17 protein-coding genes are annotated in these 18,180 nt (G+C 37.0%); 9 read left to right on the top strand and 8 right to left on the bottom strand.

The features are described from left to right. The first annotated feature begins 19 nt into the window (after positions 1-19). Entirely contained in the window at positions 20-1,510 is a 1,491-nt protein-coding gene (thrC, locus tag FC88_RS08415) for a threonine synthase (RefSeq protein WP_057814640.1), read from the top strand. Then, positions 1,497-2,378 (top strand): homoserine kinase, encoded by an 882-nt coding sequence (thrB, locus tag FC88_RS08410; RefSeq protein WP_057814638.1) that lies wholly within the window; start codon positions 1,497-1,499, stop codon positions 2,376-2,378. The genes thrC and thrB overlap by 14 nt, the downstream gene beginning before the upstream one ends. Here thrB and FC88_RS08405 read toward each other — a convergent pair. Next, positions 2,375-3,223: an AraC family transcriptional regulator gene (locus tag FC88_RS08405; protein ID WP_057814636.1), complete on the bottom strand. Its 849-nt coding sequence runs from the start codon at positions 3,221-3,223 to the stop codon at positions 2,375-2,377. The two genes, thrB and FC88_RS08405, sit on opposite strands and share 4 nt — an antisense overlap. Before the next feature lie 130 nt (positions 3,224-3,353). Between FC88_RS08405 and FC88_RS08400 the strand changes: the two genes are divergently transcribed. The 4 genes from FC88_RS08400 (at position 3,354) to FC88_RS08385 (ending at position 7,053) form a co-directional block, all read left to right on the top strand. Then, positions 3,354-4,151 carry an alpha/beta hydrolase gene (locus tag FC88_RS08400; protein ID WP_057814634.1) on the top strand — a complete coding sequence of 266 codons (798 nt, stop codon included), beginning with the start codon at positions 3,354-3,356 and terminating at the stop codon, positions 4,149-4,151. Between the two features lie 12 nt (positions 4,152-4,163). Beyond that, positions 4,164-5,585: a PTS transporter subunit EIIC gene (locus tag FC88_RS08395; protein WP_057814632.1), complete on the top strand. Its 1,422-nt coding sequence runs from the start codon at positions 4,164-4,166 to the stop codon at positions 5,583-5,585. Between the two features lie 76 nt (positions 5,586-5,661). Further along, positions 5,662-6,414 carry a DeoR/GlpR family DNA-binding transcription regulator gene (locus FC88_RS08390; protein ID WP_057814630.1) on the top strand — a complete coding sequence of 251 codons (753 nt, stop codon included), beginning with the start codon at positions 5,662-5,664 and terminating at the stop codon, positions 6,412-6,414. 12 nt (positions 6,415-6,426) lie between these two features. Continuing rightward, a complete protein-coding gene (locus tag FC88_RS08385) occupies positions 6,427-7,053 on the top strand; it encodes an HAD family hydrolase (RefSeq protein ID WP_057814628.1) in 627 nt (208 codons plus the stop codon). A gap of 29 nt (positions 7,054-7,082) precedes the next feature. On the opposite strand, the gene FC88_RS08380 is transcribed toward FC88_RS08385, so the two are convergent. The 5 genes from FC88_RS08380 to rpsN form a co-directional block, all read right to left on the bottom strand. Beyond that, on the bottom strand, positions 7,083-8,468 hold the full coding sequence (locus tag FC88_RS08380) for a flavocytochrome c (RefSeq protein WP_057814626.1): 1,386 nt from the start codon (positions 8,466-8,468) through the stop codon (positions 7,083-7,085). After that, the gene (locus tag FC88_RS08375; RefSeq protein WP_057814624.1) at positions 8,458-9,855 is read right to left on the bottom strand and encodes a class II fumarate hydratase; all 1,398 of its coding nucleotides are present in this window, start codon (positions 9,853-9,855) and stop codon (positions 8,458-8,460) included. The genes FC88_RS08380 and FC88_RS08375 overlap by 11 nt, the downstream gene beginning before the upstream one ends. 106 nt (positions 9,856-9,961) lie before the next feature. After that, the gene (locus FC88_RS08370) at positions 9,962-11,491 is read right to left on the bottom strand and encodes a YfcC family protein (RefSeq protein ID WP_057814622.1); all 1,530 of its coding nucleotides are present in this window, start codon (positions 11,489-11,491) and stop codon (positions 9,962-9,964) included. 85 nt (positions 11,492-11,576) lie between these two features. Beyond that, positions 11,577-11,690, bottom strand: a complete 114-nt coding sequence (locus FC88_RS13015) for a putative metal homeostasis protein (protein ID WP_162256545.1) — start codon at positions 11,688-11,690, stop codon at positions 11,577-11,579. A 9-nt stretch (positions 11,691-11,699) separates the two neighbouring features. Beyond that, the gene (rpsN, locus tag FC88_RS08365; RefSeq protein ID WP_057814620.1) at positions 11,700-11,969 is read right to left on the bottom strand and encodes a 30S ribosomal protein S14; all 270 of its coding nucleotides are present in this window, start codon (positions 11,967-11,969) and stop codon (positions 11,700-11,702) included. Between the two features lie 176 nt (positions 11,970-12,145). Here rpsN and FC88_RS08360 point away from each other — a divergent pair, with 176 nt between their 5' ends. The 3 genes from FC88_RS08360 (at position 12,146) to FC88_RS08350 (ending at position 16,152) form a co-directional block, all read left to right on the top strand. Next, entirely contained in the window at positions 12,146-12,814 is a 669-nt protein-coding gene (locus FC88_RS08360) for a MarR family winged helix-turn-helix transcriptional regulator (protein WP_057814618.1), read from the top strand. Positions 12,815-13,102: 288 nt separating this feature from the next. Next, entirely contained in the window at positions 13,103-15,316 is a 2,214-nt protein-coding gene (locus FC88_RS08355; protein ID WP_057814616.1) for an L-type lectin family protein, read from the top strand. Between the two features lie 80 nt (positions 15,317-15,396). Continuing rightward, complete coding sequence (locus FC88_RS08350; RefSeq protein ID WP_162256544.1) at positions 15,397-16,152, top strand: biotin--[acetyl-CoA-carboxylase] ligase; 756 nt, start codon at positions 15,397-15,399, stop codon at positions 16,150-16,152. A gap of 2 nt (positions 16,153-16,154) precedes the next feature. On the opposite strand, the gene FC88_RS08345 is transcribed toward FC88_RS08350, so the two are convergent. Both FC88_RS08345 and FC88_RS08340 read right to left on the bottom strand, forming a co-directional pair. Continuing rightward, positions 16,155-17,384, bottom strand: coding sequence for an NRAMP family divalent metal transporter (locus tag FC88_RS08345; protein WP_057814611.1), 1,230 nt, complete (start codon positions 17,382-17,384; stop codon positions 16,155-16,157). Between the two features lie 25 nt (positions 17,385-17,409). Then, on the bottom strand, positions 17,410-18,159 hold the full coding sequence (locus tag FC88_RS08340; protein ID WP_057814609.1) for a LamB/YcsF family protein: 750 nt from the start codon (positions 18,157-18,159) through the stop codon (positions 17,410-17,412). Between the last annotated feature and the right edge of the window lie 21 nt (positions 18,160-18,180).

Raw genomic sequence — 18,180 nt, 5'->3', positions numbered from 1 at the left:
AAAGCAAGGAGTTATGATTATGAATAAAAATTATACAAGTACACGAGACAATCAGGTGCAACTACCTGCCAAAGCAGCAATTAGAAAGGGATTCTCTGATGATGGTGGGCTCTTCGTCTATCCAGAACTATCCAAATTAAAAGTAGAATTAAGTCAATTGGTACATAAAAATTATCAAGAAATCGCCAAAAATATTTTGATGAAATTATTACCTGACTTTTCAGAAATACAAATTGAAGAATGCATTAAGAATACCTATAATCATAGCTTTGACACCTCCCTTATAACTCCTATTAAACAAGTCGATGATTTTAATGTTTTGGAACTATTTCACGGGCCAACGAGTGCTTTCAAGGATATTGGTCTACAAATGTTGCCACAATTAATGAAGCAAGTTTTAACACCAGAACAAAGAGTCATGATTTTAACGGCTACAAGTGGCGATACTGGTAAGGCCGCCCTTGAAGGTTTTAAAAACCTCGAAAAAATGGGTATCACAGTCTTCTATCCATATGACGGCGTCAGCAAGATTCAACAATTACAAATGCAAACTACTAATGGCAATAACACAGAAATCACAGCTATTAAAGGAAATTTCGACGATGCTCAAAGTAATGTCAAAAAAATTTTTAATGACCAAGCTTTCAAACAGAAATTAGGCAAGAACATCAGTCTCTCAAGTGCCAATTCTATCAATATTGGTCGTCTGATCCCGCAAGTCGTTTATTATTTTGCTTCATATATACAACTAATAAAAAAAGGTCAAATCAAATTAGGAGATCAAGTTAATTTCACTGTTCCAACTGGTAACTTCGGTGACGTCTTAGCTGGCTATTACGCTAAACAAATGGGACTCCCCGTCAAAAAATTTATCGTTGCTAGCAATGAAAATAATGTCTTAACAAAATTTTTCCAAACTGGTATTTATGACCGCAATCGTCCGTTCCTAAAGACTTTTGCTCCAAGTATGGATATTCAAATTTCTAGTAATTTTGAAAGACTGCTTTATTACAAGAGTGGTGAAGATACACAATACATTAAACAATTAATGGAACAATTGGAAAATTCTGGTAAATATCAAGTTAAACCTGAAGTTTTGGCTGAAATTCAAAAAGACTTTTACTGTGGATATAGCACTGATGAAGAAATCAAACAATCTATCAAACAAGTTTATGAACAAGACAACTATTTAATGGATCCCCACACTGCAGTCGGTTACAAGGTCATGCGTGATTATCAAGAAAACGACTCCAAAACACCAATGATCCTGCTTAGCACTGCTAGTCCTTATAAGTTCACCCACGTAGTTGCGGAAGCCATTCTCGAACGAAAAATTGACGATGACTTCGATGCTATGCAAGCTATTAACGAAAAGACCAATTTACCAATACCTAAGAATCTTGCTGAAGTTTGGAATTTACCAGTATTGCATGATGATGTGATCGATAAAGACAAAATGGAAGATTACATCCAACAGAAAGTCGAGGCTAATTTTTATGATAAGAATTAAAGTCCCCGCTACAAGTGCCAATCTAGGTGTCGGCTTCGATTGCATGGGTTTGGCAGTTTCACTCTATTCGACGATTGATTTTGAACAAAGCTCCCAAAAATTGATCATAAATGGTTGCGATGAACAATTTCAAAATGAACAAAATTTGACTTATCAAGCTTTCGTTCGCGGTTGCCATTTTCTCAATCAACCAGTCCCCAACGTAAAAATCACTATCGACAATCACGTTCCTGTTTCTCGTGGATTGGGCAGTTCAGCTGTTTGCATCGTTGGTGGCTTGATGGGGGCCAACTTATGGTTTGACTCTCCACTGAACAAAAAAGAAATCTTAACTTTGGCAACTGAAATGGAAGGTCATCCCGACAATGTTGCTCCCGCTATCTTAGGAAATCTAAATGTTTCCTTTACTGACAGCCTAGAAAATATCCAAAATGTAGCTTTTAAAGTTTCCTCAGATTTATTCTTTGTAGCTTTAGTTCCCGATTACCAACTTAGTACCAAAAAAGCTCGCCAAGTTCTTCCCAAATCGATGGACTATCAAACAGTCAGTTACCAAGTTGGACATGCCGTAGCCCTCTCTAAAGCTTTAGAAACTGGCGATTTACAACTGATTCGTCAAGCGATTATCGATAAGATGCACGAACCCTTCCGTAGCAAATTGATTCCCGACTATTCAGCTGTTAAGTCCATCTGTGAAAAGGATGGTGGCGTTCTTTACATCAGTGGTAGTGGTTCGACCTTAATGGCAATTGCTTCTAACCTCAACGATGCTCAAAAAATTATCGACGAAACAAAAAAGAGTTTCCCAAATTGGAAAACTCATTTATTATCTGTTGATACTAAAGGTGCCAGTGGCGTTTTAATTTAGGTGATACTTTGCAATTTCTTACGGTACTCCAAAGGAGTTTGGTGATACCTAGCCTTGAAAGCAGCATAAAAGCTCTTTTCATCCGGAAAACCAGTTTGTAAAGCTACCTCGCCCAACTTATCATCACTAGTTTCAATCATTTCTGCCGCTTTTTGAACTCGCAATAAGGTCAAATATTTTTTAGGTGAGATACCTAAATAACGTTTAAATAATTTTGAAAAATAAGCATAACTATAATTATAATTTTTAGCCATATCTGACAATTGAATTTCGTTTTGATATTGTTGGTGAAAGTCTTCAATCACTTGAGCAATTATTGGTGGTATTTGATGTTGCAGCTTTTGATCGACGGTAAAATTTTTTACTAATATACTGATCAGTTCTACCGACATTGACAATTGATGCAAATGATTATCCTCACTAATATCAAGACATTGATAATCCTTAATATTATTTATTAAACCTACTAACTCCCTGAAGGCAGCCATTTGGCTGTCTTTTTTTGGTTGCTTAATTAAATCAAAGCTCTTGTTGCGAACCGTCTTAGGCAAACAATGACGTAGCCAATCATAATTGATCAGCAAAGTAATTATTTTTTGATTTTTAGTAATCTGAGTGTCGAATCCATGAATCAAACGAGAATTAATAACATAGACATCCCCTTGTTCCAGTTGATACGTCTGATCCTCAATGAACATAGTTCCTGGATTTCCTTTAACAACATAGGTGATTTCGATTGCCTCATGCCAATGTGGGACGACGTATTTTTTTCCAATTGGCCGATGATAAATACATTTAACGGGATTCACATAATCAAATTCCAGTATCTCCATTGGTGTAGCCATATTTTTCACTCCTAGACAAAAAATGGTAGTTATTTAAACAAATATAAACTGATTAGTTAAATTGTAAGCGTATACAATAAGTCTTGTCAATGAGATTCATTTAAATAGCAAAAAAGCAAAGGAGCAAAAAATGGCACATTTAAAAATCAATTATTTTTCCAATGCCCTACTCAAAGATTGCCAAATGGATGTCTTATTACCCCAAACGACCAACGACACTACTTGGGACAAAAATCTTTTAAATGATTTACCTGTAATTTATTTACTCCATGGTATGAGTGACGACAACACTTCTTGGTTACGTAAAACTCGTCTCGAACGACTGCTAAAAAATACCGCCGTTGCTGTCGTTATGCCCAACGCCGATTTAAGTTGGTATGCCAATACTAATTACGGCTTGGACTACTACACTGACATTGCTGAAGAATTGCCGAAAGTTATACATGAATTTTTCCCACAAATCTCCAGCAAACGAGAAAAAAATTTCATTATGGGAGCTTCAATGGGTGGATATGGAGCCTACAAAATAGCCCTTTCCACTAACCAATTCAGTTATGCTGCTGCTTTATCTGGAGCCTTTTATCCCAGCGGTCACAATGAGATCCTAGAGAGTTTTCGTCCTCAAAATTATTGGAACGGCGTTTTCAATCAAGATGATTTCGATGGTTCTCAAGATGATTTGATCCATTTAGCCAAACAAAAACTTGCTTGTACTGAAGAGGTTCCTAAATTATTTGATTGGTGTGGAAAACAAGATTTTCTTTATCATGATAATCAAAAATTCATTGACGAGTTGTCACAAATTGGCATTCAAGTTGATGCTAACTTCACTAATGGTAAACACGACTGGTATTATTGGGACAAATTTTTAGAAGATATTTTAAGTTGGTTGCCAATCGATTATTTGCCCGAAGAAAGACTATGTTAAAGGAGAAAAATTATGGACTATACAGCTGATGCAAAACAAATTATCAAACATGTCGGCGGCGATGAAAATATCAACACTTTAATTCACTGCATGACTAGACTTCGCTTCACTTTAAAAGATGAGTCAAAAGCTGATACTAAAGCCTTAGAAGATATGGATGTCACTATTAAAGTTATGAAAGCTCAAGGCCAGTATCAAGTTGTTATTGGTAACAAAGTAACTGATGTTTTTAACGCCATTTTAGACGTATTACCAAGGCTCAATACTGAAGATTCAACTCCTGAAAAAACTGTTGTAGAAAACGTTGAAGAACCAGGATTTGGCGCCAAATTAAAACATGGTTATGACGAATTTATTGGTGTCTTAACTGCTTCAATGATGCCAATTATCGGTGTTTTAGCTGGTTCTGGTATCACCAAAGGTATCTTAGCCGGTTTAGTCAGTGCTGGAGTTTTAAGTGACAAAGCCGGAATCTACTTATTGATCAATACAATGGCCGATACGATTTTTTACTTCTTGCCGGTTATCTTAGGTTTTACCGCTGCCAAAAAACTCGGTTCTGACCCTATCGCTATGGCTGTTATCGGTGCCTTTCTAATTCACCCCAACATTATTGGTATTGCTAGTAATAAAATTCCTGAAATTGGATTATTCGGTGACTTCGCTGTTAAAATCATGAATTATTCTGGATCCGTCTTCCCTATTATCGTAGCAGCTTGGTTAGGTAAATATGTTGAAAAATACCTTAAAAAAGTTATTCCTGAGATGATTCAAGGTATCTTCGTTCCTATTATTGAAATTATTATTCTATCTTTTGTTTTACTATTAGCAGTTGCCCCAATCATTACTGTTTTGAGTAAAGGTCTAGCTGATGGTATTTCAGGATTGTTAGCTTTCAACGGTATTATCGGTGGAGCAATTTACGGAGCATTCTATCCAATTCTGGTCGTCTTTGGACTACATTGGCCATTGATTCCTATCGTTATTAATGACTTAGCTGTCAACGGGCAAAGTGTTATCTGTGCTCTGACTTCAATCACTGCTATGGGGATCGCTGGTGCTGTCTTTGCCGTAGCTATCAAGACTAAGAAAAAGAAATTTGAAGCTCTCGGATATTCAGCGGGTGTTTCTGCTCTTTGTGGAATCTCTGAACCATCGCTTTATGGAATCCTTCTAAAATACAAAAAAGTCTTCTACATGACAATGATCGGCAACGCCATCGGTGGTGCTGTGGCCGGTGGAATGAACTTAGTAATTTATGGATTTACTGGAAGTTTGATTGGTTTCCCTTCATTCATCAATCCTAAAGGTGGAATTGATTCTAACTTCACTGCCTACATCGTCTCTCATTTGATTGCTTTTGGTGCAGCATTTATTCTCACTTACCTCTTTGGTTACAACGACAAAATGCAATCAAGTGATCAAGAAGCTTAGCATTGTATTTTAAGTTAAGATAAGTTACTATAAGTTATACACTTATAGTAACTTATTTTTTTAGGGTGGTAAACATATGCAAAAAGAACGATTAGAACTAATTATGCAAACTCTGCAAGAAAAACACTCCCTGTCTCTCAAAGAAATCATCGATTTAACCAATACATCTAGGGACACTGCTCGTCGTGATATCGTCAAATTAACTGATAATGATTTAGTTGAACGAAGTTATGGCGGTATTAGTTTACCCAACACTTTTAAAAAACTCGATAACTACTTAAAACGGAATGATCAACACGTTACTGACAAACAAAAATTAGCTAAAAAAGCCGCTGTCTTTGCCAATCAAGCTAATCAAATTTATTTAGATGTTTCTACAACAGTTAGTTTTTTGTCGAGATATATTACTAAAAAAGATTTATTTTCCGTAACTAATTCCTTGGATATTGCTGATCAATTAATTCGCTTTGCTCCCTGCAAATCACGAATCTTAGGCGGCAATTTAGACCCCGAAAAGCGTTGCATTATCGGAACTAAACCTTGTCTTGATATGGAAAATTATTTATTCGACTATGCTTTTCTCAGCTGTGTCGGAATCGACGAACAAGGGGTTTATTATGCCTATGAAGACGATCTTGATTATAAGGCGAAAATTCGTAAACGATCAAAAAAAGTCGTTCTTTTGCTGGATCATAGCAAAGTGAATGTTCAACACAATTTCAAAGCTCTCAAACTAAACCAAATTGATTATATTATTACGAATGGTGAATTGCCCCAAAAGCTTGAGAACAAACTAATTAAATCTAAAACACAGATGATTTACATTTAGGAGGATTCTATTATGAAAAGTACAATTCTATTCGATGTTGACGGAACTTTGATTGATACTGAAAAAACGATTATCAAATCTTTTCAAAAGACGCTATCTGACACTTATGGCATTACGCCTACAGCTGAAGAACTCTTCTATGTCTTGGGAATACCTGGTACTAAAGCGGTCGAAAAATACGTGCATTCAGAAACCGAGAGCCAGAAGTTATTAGCCGACTGGAATGAAAATGACCATGCTATGTTCCACTATGCCACAGTTTTTGACAGTATCGAACAAGCCTTAGAACAATTACGTCAACGAAACATCAAACTTGGCATCGTTACTTCAAGAACTGATGCTGAAATGCAAGTCGTTAAAGATAATTTTGATATTGATAAATACTTCGACATCTTCATTACCGCTTCCAAGACTAAATTACACAAGCCAAATCCCGATCCTATCTTAAAAGCTATGGAAATCTTAAACTTATCACCTCAAGAGACTATGTATGTTGGTGATTCAATTTATGACTTCCAATGTACCAAAAATGCTGGCATCGAATTTGGTCTAGCTAGTTGGGGTACTGAAGAGAATCCTGAATTTGCAAAAGTTGATTATCACCTAGAAACACCACTTGATCTTACTAAATTAGTCTAAAAAAGCCGACCGTTTTTGGTCAGCTTTTTTTAGTGGAGATATTTATAAACTTGTTGTCCAGCTTGTCTACCAAAGACCACTGTTTCAGCGATTGAATTACCACCGATTCGATTATTACCATGCAAACCACCAGCAATTTCGCCAGCCGCATACAAGCCATTAATAACTTTATTATCCGTATCCAATACTTGAGTTTTATCATTGATCTTCAAGCCGCCCATCGTATAGTGAACGGCAGGCGCAATATGGATTGCAAAGAATGGTCCGTCTGAAATATCACGTTCCATACCTGTACTGCGATTAAATTCTGTGTCTTGTTGATTTTTTACTGCTTGATTCCATTTAGATACAGTTTCTTCCAATTTATTCGCACCCACTTTGATTTCAGCGGCTAAATCGGCCAAAGTTTGACCAGTCTTTACTAAACCAACATGATCATAAAATTCAATAGCTTTGACTCGCTTACGAATATCAGTATCAAAAATCAAGTAGGCTCCTGTTCCACCCAAATCATCGATAGCTTGGGTGACATTTTTTCTAGTGTCCAATTCATTGACGAAACGAGTTCCATTATCATTAACTAAAATGGCCCCTTCACCACGAACAGCTTCACCAATCAAATATGCATGAGGAGTATCTTGTTGAACAGTTGGATGAACTTGAACTTGTTCCATATCAACTAATTGAGCACCCAATTTTTGAGCTAGTTTGATTCCATCTCCAGTAGCTCCCGGTTGATTAGTCGTTCTAAGGTTAAGCAAGTCAGAACGATACTGTGCTAAGAGGTCTTTGCCAGCTCCAAAACCACCTGTTGCCAAGATTACCGCTGAAGTCTTAATTTCAATTTCACGGTCTGATTCAGCTTTGATTCCAGTGATTTGACCATTTTCAGATAAGATATCAGTCACTTTAACATTATCAAACAGAGGAATTTGATATTTTTCAACATATTTCAACAATTCAGTAACTAAATAGCCACCAATTGGCATTAAACTACTGGGGCGATGAGTTCTCATCGTTTTCATTCCACCAGTGATCGTCAAATCATCTAATTTGAGTCCGTGTTGATCCAACCAGTCAATTGCTAGAGCTCCATGTTCTGTGAAGAATTTCAAAAGTTCAGGGTTATTTTGTTTACCACCACCGATAAAAGTTTCGTCATAAAATTCTTGAAAGCTATCAACGATATGGTGGTTCAATTGGACAAAAGTCTCGGCAGCATTCATCCCCGAAGAAGCCCGATTAGTATTGCCACCAATTTTGTCCATTTTTTCTAAAATCACTGGTGAAAGTCCTAATTCATAAGCTTGGATAGCACTCGTCAAACCAGCTCCACCAGAACCGACGATTATGACATCATAACTATCTTTTAATTCCTCAATCTTATTTGGTTTAAAAACAAACTTATTCGCCATCTTTTTTCTCCTCAATATTTGTCATATCAATTGGCACGACCCATTGATCAAATTGTTCGGCTGTAACTAATTTAGACTTAATAGCAGCCTCTCGTAAAGTCGTTCCTTCTCTTTGAGCTAGTTGAGCAATTTCAGCACTGTGATGATAGCCAATATGTGGCGATAGAGCGGTAACTGTCATCAATGATTGGTCGACTAATTCTTCCATGCGAGTTTCATTGACTGTCAGACCAGCAATCATTTTATCTGCAAAACCGGTCATCGTTCCAGTCAACAATTCAGCAGATTCTAAAAAAGTACTGATTAGAACTGGCTTGTAAACGTTCATTTCAAAGTTACCTTGACTGGCAGCCAAATCGATTGTGACATCATTACCCATAACTCTAATCGCTGCCATTGTGATAGCCTCAGCCTGAGTAGGATTAACTTTACCTGGCATGATTGAAGAACCAGGTTCATTGGCGGGAATATTTAATTCACCATAACCAGAACGTGGACCGCTGGCTAGGAATCTAACATCGTTAGCAATCTTCAATAAATCACTAGCCAAAGTTTTGATTGCTCCATGGACGACGTTTAACCCAGAATGTGCTGCTAAACCAAAGAATTTGTTCGTATCAGCGGTAAATTTAAAATTATAAACGCTACTCATTTCTTCAGCAATTTTTTCAGCAAATCCAGGGGCAGCATTCAAACCAGTTCCCACGGCCGTTCCACCGATTGCCAATTCACCGAGAGTTTTCTTGAGTGTTTGCAAATAATCTAAATCATGTTGCAGCATTGAAACCCAACCACTGACTTCTTGTCCAAAAGTTAACGGTGTTGCATCTTGCAAATGAGTCCGGCCAATCTTGACTACACGCCAATATTTAGCTTGCTTAGTTTGCAGTTCTTCTATCAAATGTTTTAGAGATTTTATTAATTTTTCTACTGCCATAGCTGCAGTAATATTCATTGCTGTAGGAAAAATATCATTGGAACTTTGTCCGTGGTTAACATCATCGTTTGGCAAAATTTCTAATTGAGGATTGATGTTTTGAGCAACATGACTAACGACTTCATTCACATTCATATTCGTTTGCGTACCAGAACCCGTTTGATAAACCACCAATGGGAAATCCTTACGTAAACTAATATCATCAAGTTTTAACAATTGATCAATCGATTCTACTATCAAATCTGCTTTACTAGCATCGATTGCTCTAACTTCTTTATTAGCAATTGCGGCGGCTCTTTTGATTTGTAACAAAGCCTTGATAATTTCTAAAGGCATCTTATTTCCTGTGGAAAAGTTATTGCGACTACGCTGTGTTTGTGCTCCCCAAAGTGCATCCTTGGGAATTTTGACAGCTCCTAAAGTATCTTCTTCAATTCGATAATCTGACATATTTTTCCTCCAAGCAAAATTGTTACTCTAATTATAACGAAAAGTCTTCTTTAATAAAGAGATGCAGTAAAAAAGTCGTTGATGATAAATTCACCAACGACTTTTTTTATAGTAAAACACCTACACTTAAGAATACTAAAATCAAAACAACTATCATAATCAGCAATTTCGTAACGAATTTAATCCACTTATCGAAACCAACTTTAACCATTGATAACGATACTAAAATTAATCCCGTTGGTGCAATCAAACCAATCAATCCTTGTCCCCAGTTATAGGCATTGATGATCAAAGCACGATCGATTCCCACAACATCGGCTAAAGGAGCCATGATTGGCATAGAAAGTACCGCCAAACCTGAAGATGATTGAATGAAGAATCCTAAAACGATGTAAACGAAGAACAGAACGCAGATGAATAACACGCTGTTCATACCACTGATTTTGTTGCTGAAGTAATTCATGATCGTATCGCTGACATAACTATTTTCCATAACGATACCAACTGATCTAGCTAAACCAACTGTCAAGGCAACTCCCAATAAGTCTCCAGCTCCAGAAACGAAACTATCGACAAACTTGGACTCTTTGAGACCAGCCGTAAAAATCAACAAGTAAGTTACAGCTAGGAAAACAACCGCAATTTCGGTGAAGTACCAACCTAATTGTTGAACACCATAAATCATTACGACGAAGCCTAAGGCAAAGATAATCAATGATAATTTTTGACGAGTTGTGAAGTCACTCTTTTCGGATAAATCCAAATCACCTAAGAAACGGTCTTTATCTTCTTGAGCTTGATCAGCAACTAATGATTTCGATGGATCTTTTCTAACCTTTTCAGCATATCTAATCGTATAAATAATTGAAATTCCAATGGCACAGACCCACATCAAAGCTCTCATTGGCAGACCATCGGTAAAATTGATTCCGGCAGCATTAGAAGCAATAACAGTTGAGAACGGATTGATTGTCGAACTCATTGAACCGATTGCTGTACCTAAGTAAACTGCCGCTACTGCCGTTAATGTATCGTACCCAGCCAGTAGGAAAATTGGAATCAGAATTGGATAGAAAGCAATTGTTTCTTCAGCCATACCAAAAGTCGTACCACCTAGACCAATCAGCGAAGTAACAATTACGATCAACCACTTTTGTTTTCCCTTTAATTTCTCGGAAAGTCGCATCATCCCTGAATCCATCGCTCCAGTGGCATTGACGACTCCGATAACTCCACCAAGAATCAAAACGAAGACGATGATATCAACACTATCAACGATACCTTGAACTTGTGAGGTTAAAAATTGATTGATAGTTCCAAAGACACCACGTTTAGGCTTTTTGATTTGGTGGTAAGTATTTGGAATTGCCGCAGGACGATAGATTGTACCATCCTTAAACTTGGAAACATTGATTTTAATCTTATAATTATCCAATGTTTTCTGTGTTGCTGGCTTCTTGATTGTCTTTCCTGAAGCCTCAGTAATAACAAACTTGTCCAAACCTGAATTGTATTCCAAGGTACTGTACTTTCCCGAAGGAATAAAGAACGTCAAAGCTTGAACCAAAATTAGAACAATAACGATAACAGTATACGCAGACGGAAAACTATGTTTTTTCTTCTTCGTACCAGCCATGATATGTCCCCTCTTTCCCCATATTATTAATTACACACAAGTTAATTATATCAGAGAAAGAAAACGTTTTCATTTAGACTGTTAATTATTTCACAGATTTCCTTTTACTATCTTTGATAGCTCGTAAAGCTCTTTTCTTAGTCTTTAAATTAGGACTTTTTAAATTACGATAAGCCGTTGCTACATTCATCTTTTCCATAATAACTCCTTACCAACTAGCCTTCTTTACACCAGGAATTTGACCGGCGTGAGCAAGCTTTCTAAAGTTCAAACGGGACATTCCAAACTTACGCATATATGCGTGTGGACGACCGTCAATTGCATCACGATTCTTCAGACGCACTGGACTGGAATTACGAGGTAATTTCGATAAACCAATGTAATCACCTTTTGCTTTTAATTCTTGTCGTACTGCTGCATATCTTTGGATAAGTTCTTGTTGTTTTTGATTTTTAATGATTTTTGATTTTTTAGCCATTTATTTCTCCCTAAATAGTAATTTTTACTAATAAGATGATACTCTTTTATTCTTTAGAGTCAATAATTTAATTTTTAAAAGAAAAATGTTGACATTTAGTTCGGTACCGAATTATACTGATTCATGTAATCAAGTTCGGTACCGAACTAAATAAAAATGAAACGAGGAATTTAATTATGAGTAAATTAACAGATGATTTAATGAAACAATTACGCTTTATCAGTGAGGCCGCTAACTTCTATATGAGCCAAAAGAAACAAAAGCTTACAGGACAACAAAGAGTTCTAGCAGTTTTAAAATTAGGAGATGGTTTAACTCAAAACTACTTACGCGAAATCTTAGATCTAAGTCCTAGTTCAATCGCCGAATTGATGAAAAAGATGGAAAACAACGGCGATATCATTCGTAAAGAAGATGAACATGACAAACGCAGTAAATTGATTTATTTAACAGATGTAGGGCGCCAAAAGGCTGAAGACAATGCTTCACTCAAGAACGAAACCTACAGTGAAGCTTTTCTAGCCGGTTTAAACGATGAAGAAAAGGTTAATTTCAGTGATTATCTCAAGAAAATTTCTGAGGGCTGGGACGATGATTTCAAACAAAATTCAGAAAAGTTTGTCGATCCAACTGACCGTTACCAAGCCATGCTTAATATGCGTGAACAAATGATGGACATGCGTGACAAGATGACTCCAGAAGATATGGAACATATGCGCCATGAGATGCGTGAACATATGCGTCACCACTCACCTTTCAACCAATGTATGCCACAAGGTCACCACGGACACCATGGTCGTCGTCCAGATTTTCGTCAAGATTTCTGGAACGGTTTTAGATATTAAAGAGAAATAAAATATTTGTACTTTAAATCAATTACCCATATTACTTTATTTATCACACATCATCATTGATACAAATCAAGTTTAATAGTTCTAAATAAAAATCCAATCGATTTTTTATTTAGAAAATATAAGCATTTATATGGAATTATTAACATGTTTATACTAATATGAGTGTGAAAATCTGTTTAATCAGATTAACACAATTGTGATTATATCCTTTTTGGGGGGATTATTATCAAAAAATTAGTTTATTTACTCTCATTAATAATTCTTAGTTTTGGGACTTTTTTGGCGTTTAATTTAAATGATGTACGAGCAATTTCTCAATATTCAGGACTATCGCAAAATGCTTCCCTATACCAGCTTTTAAGTGATGATGATCACGTTCCTAATGGATTATCAGATGTCAGTCAATGGTTTGATATTGCTAATTTAAACAACGGCACTAATAATGCTAAATTGTTAGCGCCAAATTCAGGTAGCAATTTCACTAGTCGTAATGTTATTGAAATCACCGAAGCAGGTAGAACAAGTAGCTTCGGGGCTGTCTGGTCTAACCTCAATGCTTCTGATAAAGCCAATCAAAATTATATCGATATCAACAAAAAACAAACCATGTCCATGTGGTTACTTTTTGGTGGTGGTCGTAGCAATGGTAGTTATGGTGACGGAATGGCCTTTGTTTTACAAGGACAAGGAGCTGATGCCTTCAATCATCAATTAATTACCAATACTCCTGTCGGTGGTGAAACAATGGGTGTTTGGGGTGTGCCTCTTAGAACGACGGTTGCAGAATTAGCTAGTTCAGCTATCCAAAAGAGTTGGGCTCTTGAATTCGATACTAAGTTTAATGGCGACAATAGCATCGACAGTTACTACGATGTACCCTTAAACGCATTTCCTGACCCAACTGAAATTAATCACATTGCTTATAGTTACCCCGGCGATTCAAGCTCATATACCTTTGATTCGCAAAATGATTATCCTGAATTGATTCACTATGATCCTACTTTTAAAATCAATGGACAAAGAAACATTTTAACTGATCAACAATGGCATCATCTAACCATCACTTGGACACCGGAATCAATGACTGATACTGGTAAACCCATGATTACTTACAAATTCAATGATGAAACTCTAGATGGTGCTCCCAAAGAAGCCGACATTGAAAAAAACGTCAATATTGATTTATCTAAGATGCATTTAAACGGATTGACCAAATTGTATTGGGGATTCACAGGTTCAACTGGCACAGATACTGAAACTAATTTGGTAGTCTTCGAATCAGTCCCATCAATCGTTGAGGCTGACACTACTTGCAAATTGTTTGATATCACTCACGCTGACGGTAGTGGCAATCCTCGTGAAGTTGGCGATTCTGGTAAAGTCAACAATGGCGATAAATTATCGCTTGAATACGATCTAAAATACCTCAGTGGTTCACAAGATTGGAAATCAGTCGCTGCGGACATTGATTTACCTACCAATATTACTTACAACAGCGGTCAAATCACTTATACTGACGGTACGACTCAAAATCTTTCGGTCAGCGGAAATTCAACCAATGTGAAAGCAACCTTGAGTAAAGATATTTCTTCTACTAATAAGTTGGCTAAAATCACCTTTACTGGAACTGCTAAAGCTGACGACAATACTGTTTCAACTCCAGTAGCTAGTCAACATGCTAGTTTTATTGGAACTAACTTGCAGAAAAACGTTATGTCACCAGCATTTACTATCGTTCAACCAAAAACATTAACTTTGACAGCTAACAGCGAAGACAATCAAAAAATTCAAATTTCCGGCCAAACTAACTTAGGTGGTATTGTAGCTTACAAGCCAACTGACACGCTTGATGATTCCAAGATTACTATTCATCGAATCATCAATGGCTCTGAAACACCGGATTCAAGCGATGCACCACTTTTAGGAACTTTGAATTCTGATAGTTCAGCCGACACTTTCAGTTACAATATTTTGGCAAAAGACTTAACTGAAGGTAAAAATACCGTTTCCTTCTACGCCGAAGATGAGAACTTTAACAAGTCAAACATTATTAGTTATACAGTTAATGTTGTCGGTGATTTGATCGTCAACGCTGCTCAAACGAGTCACTTTCAAACTGTTCAAGAATATCCAACTAATCGTGTAATTCATCGTAGTAAGGACTGGTCTTTGACAGTTAATGATCAACGTGCCAAAAATTCTACTTGGACTTTGCAAGCTCAAGCAACATCCCTTTCTAACGGTTCACAAACTTGGGACAATGGTGGAATAATCTTTGTCGATAAAGATGGCAATATCTACCCAATCACCAACAAAGTCGCTAACATTGCCAACGGCACCAAATCTCAAGATGCGGAGCAACAATTCGACATCGATGATAGTTGGGGTCACGATAACGGAATCCTATTACAACAAAGTGGCATCGAGCCCACTGGAACATATACTTCTACCATTACTTGGACTGCCGTTGATGGCATTAAAAATATTGGCTAGACTTTCATTATTTTGCTAACAAATAGTGAAAGTCTTTTTTTGTATAATAGTATTAATTACTTACTCGGAGGTTCCTCTTGTTGCCCTTAAATAAAAATAGTATTTTATCTCATTTAAACTCTCCTGTTTCGATTCAGGTCTTCGATAAAATTGATTCGACTAATACTTTTTTGAAACAAAATTTTACAGATTTTTCGTCTGAGTCCCCTTCTCTAGTAGTAGCTAATTCCCAGTCTGCTGGTTACGGAAAATTTAAAAGAACCTTTTTTTCTCCTAATTCTGGAGTTTACTTCAGTATTCTTTTGCCACATCGATTAGTTAAAAATCCTAATTTACTAACTCTGGCAGCTGGAGTGGCTGTTTGTTCTGTTTTGAAAAAAATAATTTCTAGTGGAAACTTTTCTCTAAAATGGGTCAATGATATTTTGATAGACGGACTCAAATGTGGAGGTATTTTGGCAGAAAACATTTCCGATGATAAGGGCAATTCAGCTTTTATTATCGGTATTGGAGTAAATATCAACGTTAAACAATTCCCAGATGAATTAATCGGAATCGCCAGCAACATCTCACAATCTGAAAAATTTAACCGTAATTTCTTCATAGCTGAGGTAATTAATTTATTTTTAGAACTTTTATCAGGAAATCAACAGATCATTCCCCAATTTCGTTTACTCTGTTCTACTTTCGGACATCGTGTTGAAGTTGTTAATGGTAAACAAATAGTTGTTGGTCAAGCAGTTGACGTCGATGATTCAGGAGCTTTGATCGTCATTGATGACAAAAAAAATCACCACCTATTCAATAGTGGTGAAGTTTCTAAGATTAGTATTTGATTTTACAAAAGATTAAGAACTGCTTTGACACTAGCGTATAGCATGAAGACTACTACGAACCAGCCAGTAATCGTCAAGAACCAAGAATGGTGATATTTGCCAATGATGTCTTTTTTCTTAGCAGCAATCAATAAGATAGCTAGAGAAATTGGCAGGATGAAACCATTGATAGCTCCTACTACAACTAGAATCTTAGCTGGTTCACCGATAAAGTAAAAGACTACAGTTGAAAAAATAATGAAGCCCATCACTAAGAGACGATTGTAGCGAGCCATTTTTGCTTCCGACTTTTCTTTTCTAGCATAATTTAAAAAGGAAATTGAAGTAAAAGTTGAGCCTAAAGTAGATGTCATTCCGGCCGCAAATAGTAAGAGTCCGAAAAATTTATAACCGAAGTTTCCAGCGGCGTATTTAAAAATTGAAGCAGCAGGATTACTTGGATCCAGTTTATAACCGACACTAACGACTGCTAATCCGGCTAAGAATAAGAGCACTCGAATCAAGGAAGCAACACCGATACCAGTGATGGCACCTTCGTTAACGTATTTCAATTCCTTTTCACCCTTCATTCCGCCTTCAATCAAACGATGACCTCCGGAGAAAGAGATATATCCACCAACAGTCCCACCAATAATAGTTACGATTGAATAAAAGTTGATATTAGTTGGCATAAACGTGTGTGTCACGGCTTGTTGATAAGGAACAGCCATAACGCAGATGATATAAATCAAAATACCGATTTTTACGACTGCCAACAATTGAACTGTTCGATCAACGACTGTCATGGCATTCTTAGCAACGAAGATAGCAATCGCAATACAGGCAGCAATTACCGCGCCGTTTTCAGGAGAGATTCCAAACAAAACATTTAATCCTAAACCAGCCCCACCGATATTACCGATGTTGAACAGAAGTCCCCCAATGGCAACTAAAAATGACAAGACATAACCTAATCCTGGTAAGACTTCGTTAGCAATAACTTGAGCTCTTTTGCCACTGACGACGATGATGCGCCAAACATTCATTTGAACGATGAAGTCTACAATGATACAAAGTAAAATTGCAAAACCAAAGTTTGCTCCCATTTCGCCTGTAAAAGTCGCTGTTTGAGTTAAAAATCCTGGCCCCACAGCTGCCATCGCCATCAAGAACGCTGCACCCATAGCTATACTTCGTGGAGAACGAGTTGGAGTCATCTTTGGATCCACAAATTCTTTTTCTTTCTTATCCATAATTCTCTTTACCTTTTTCTATAGTTTAGAAGGGAACAATTTCAATCCCAGCATCAATTAATGTGGCTCTCAATTCAGAAACAATATTTAAAGCCTGCTGGTTATCGCCATGGACACAGATTGAATCTGGTTTTAGAGGTATTTTCGTTCCATCAACAGCAATTATTTCTTCATTCTCAATCATGGTCTTGACTCTCTTAGCCACTTCTTGAGGGTCCTTGATGACTGCATTTGGCAATGAGCGACTGACCAAAGTTCCATCATCATTGTAATTGCGGTCGCCAAAAGCTTCTTGAGCATAGGGAATGTCCATTTCTTGAGCAGCTTTGATCAACTCAGAATTAGCTAAACCATAAATCGGCAAATCAGGATCAACTTGTTTGATTCCTTCACAGATGGCAACTGCCAAATCATGATCCGTGGCAGCCATGTTGTAAAGAGCCCCGTGCGGTTTCACATGCTGCAATTTCTTGTTAGATGTGAAGGCCATCAAAGCACCAACTTGATAAGTAATCATATTCTTCACTTCTGATGGTTTCATTGCCATTTTTCGACGACCAAACCCTTGTAGATCAGGAAATCCGGGATGAGCACCGACACCAATGCCAGCTTCTTCTGCTAAAGCGACGGTTTTTGCCATTACGTCTGGATCTCCAGCGTGAAAACCACAGGCAATATTAACTGAACTAACTAACGGGATAATTTCAGAATCTCTTCCTAAACTGTATCTACCAAAGCTTTCTCCTAAATCACTATTCAAATCAATTTTTGTCATGATGTCCCCCTATTTTTAAAT

This window comes from Companilactobacillus futsaii JCM 17355 (assembly GCF_001435505.1).
Taxonomy (GTDB): Bacteria; Bacillota; Bacilli; order Lactobacillales; family Lactobacillaceae; genus Companilactobacillus; species Companilactobacillus futsaii.
Note: the sequence above shows the minus strand (reverse complement) of the source record. Positions and strands in the feature narration are given on the sequence as shown.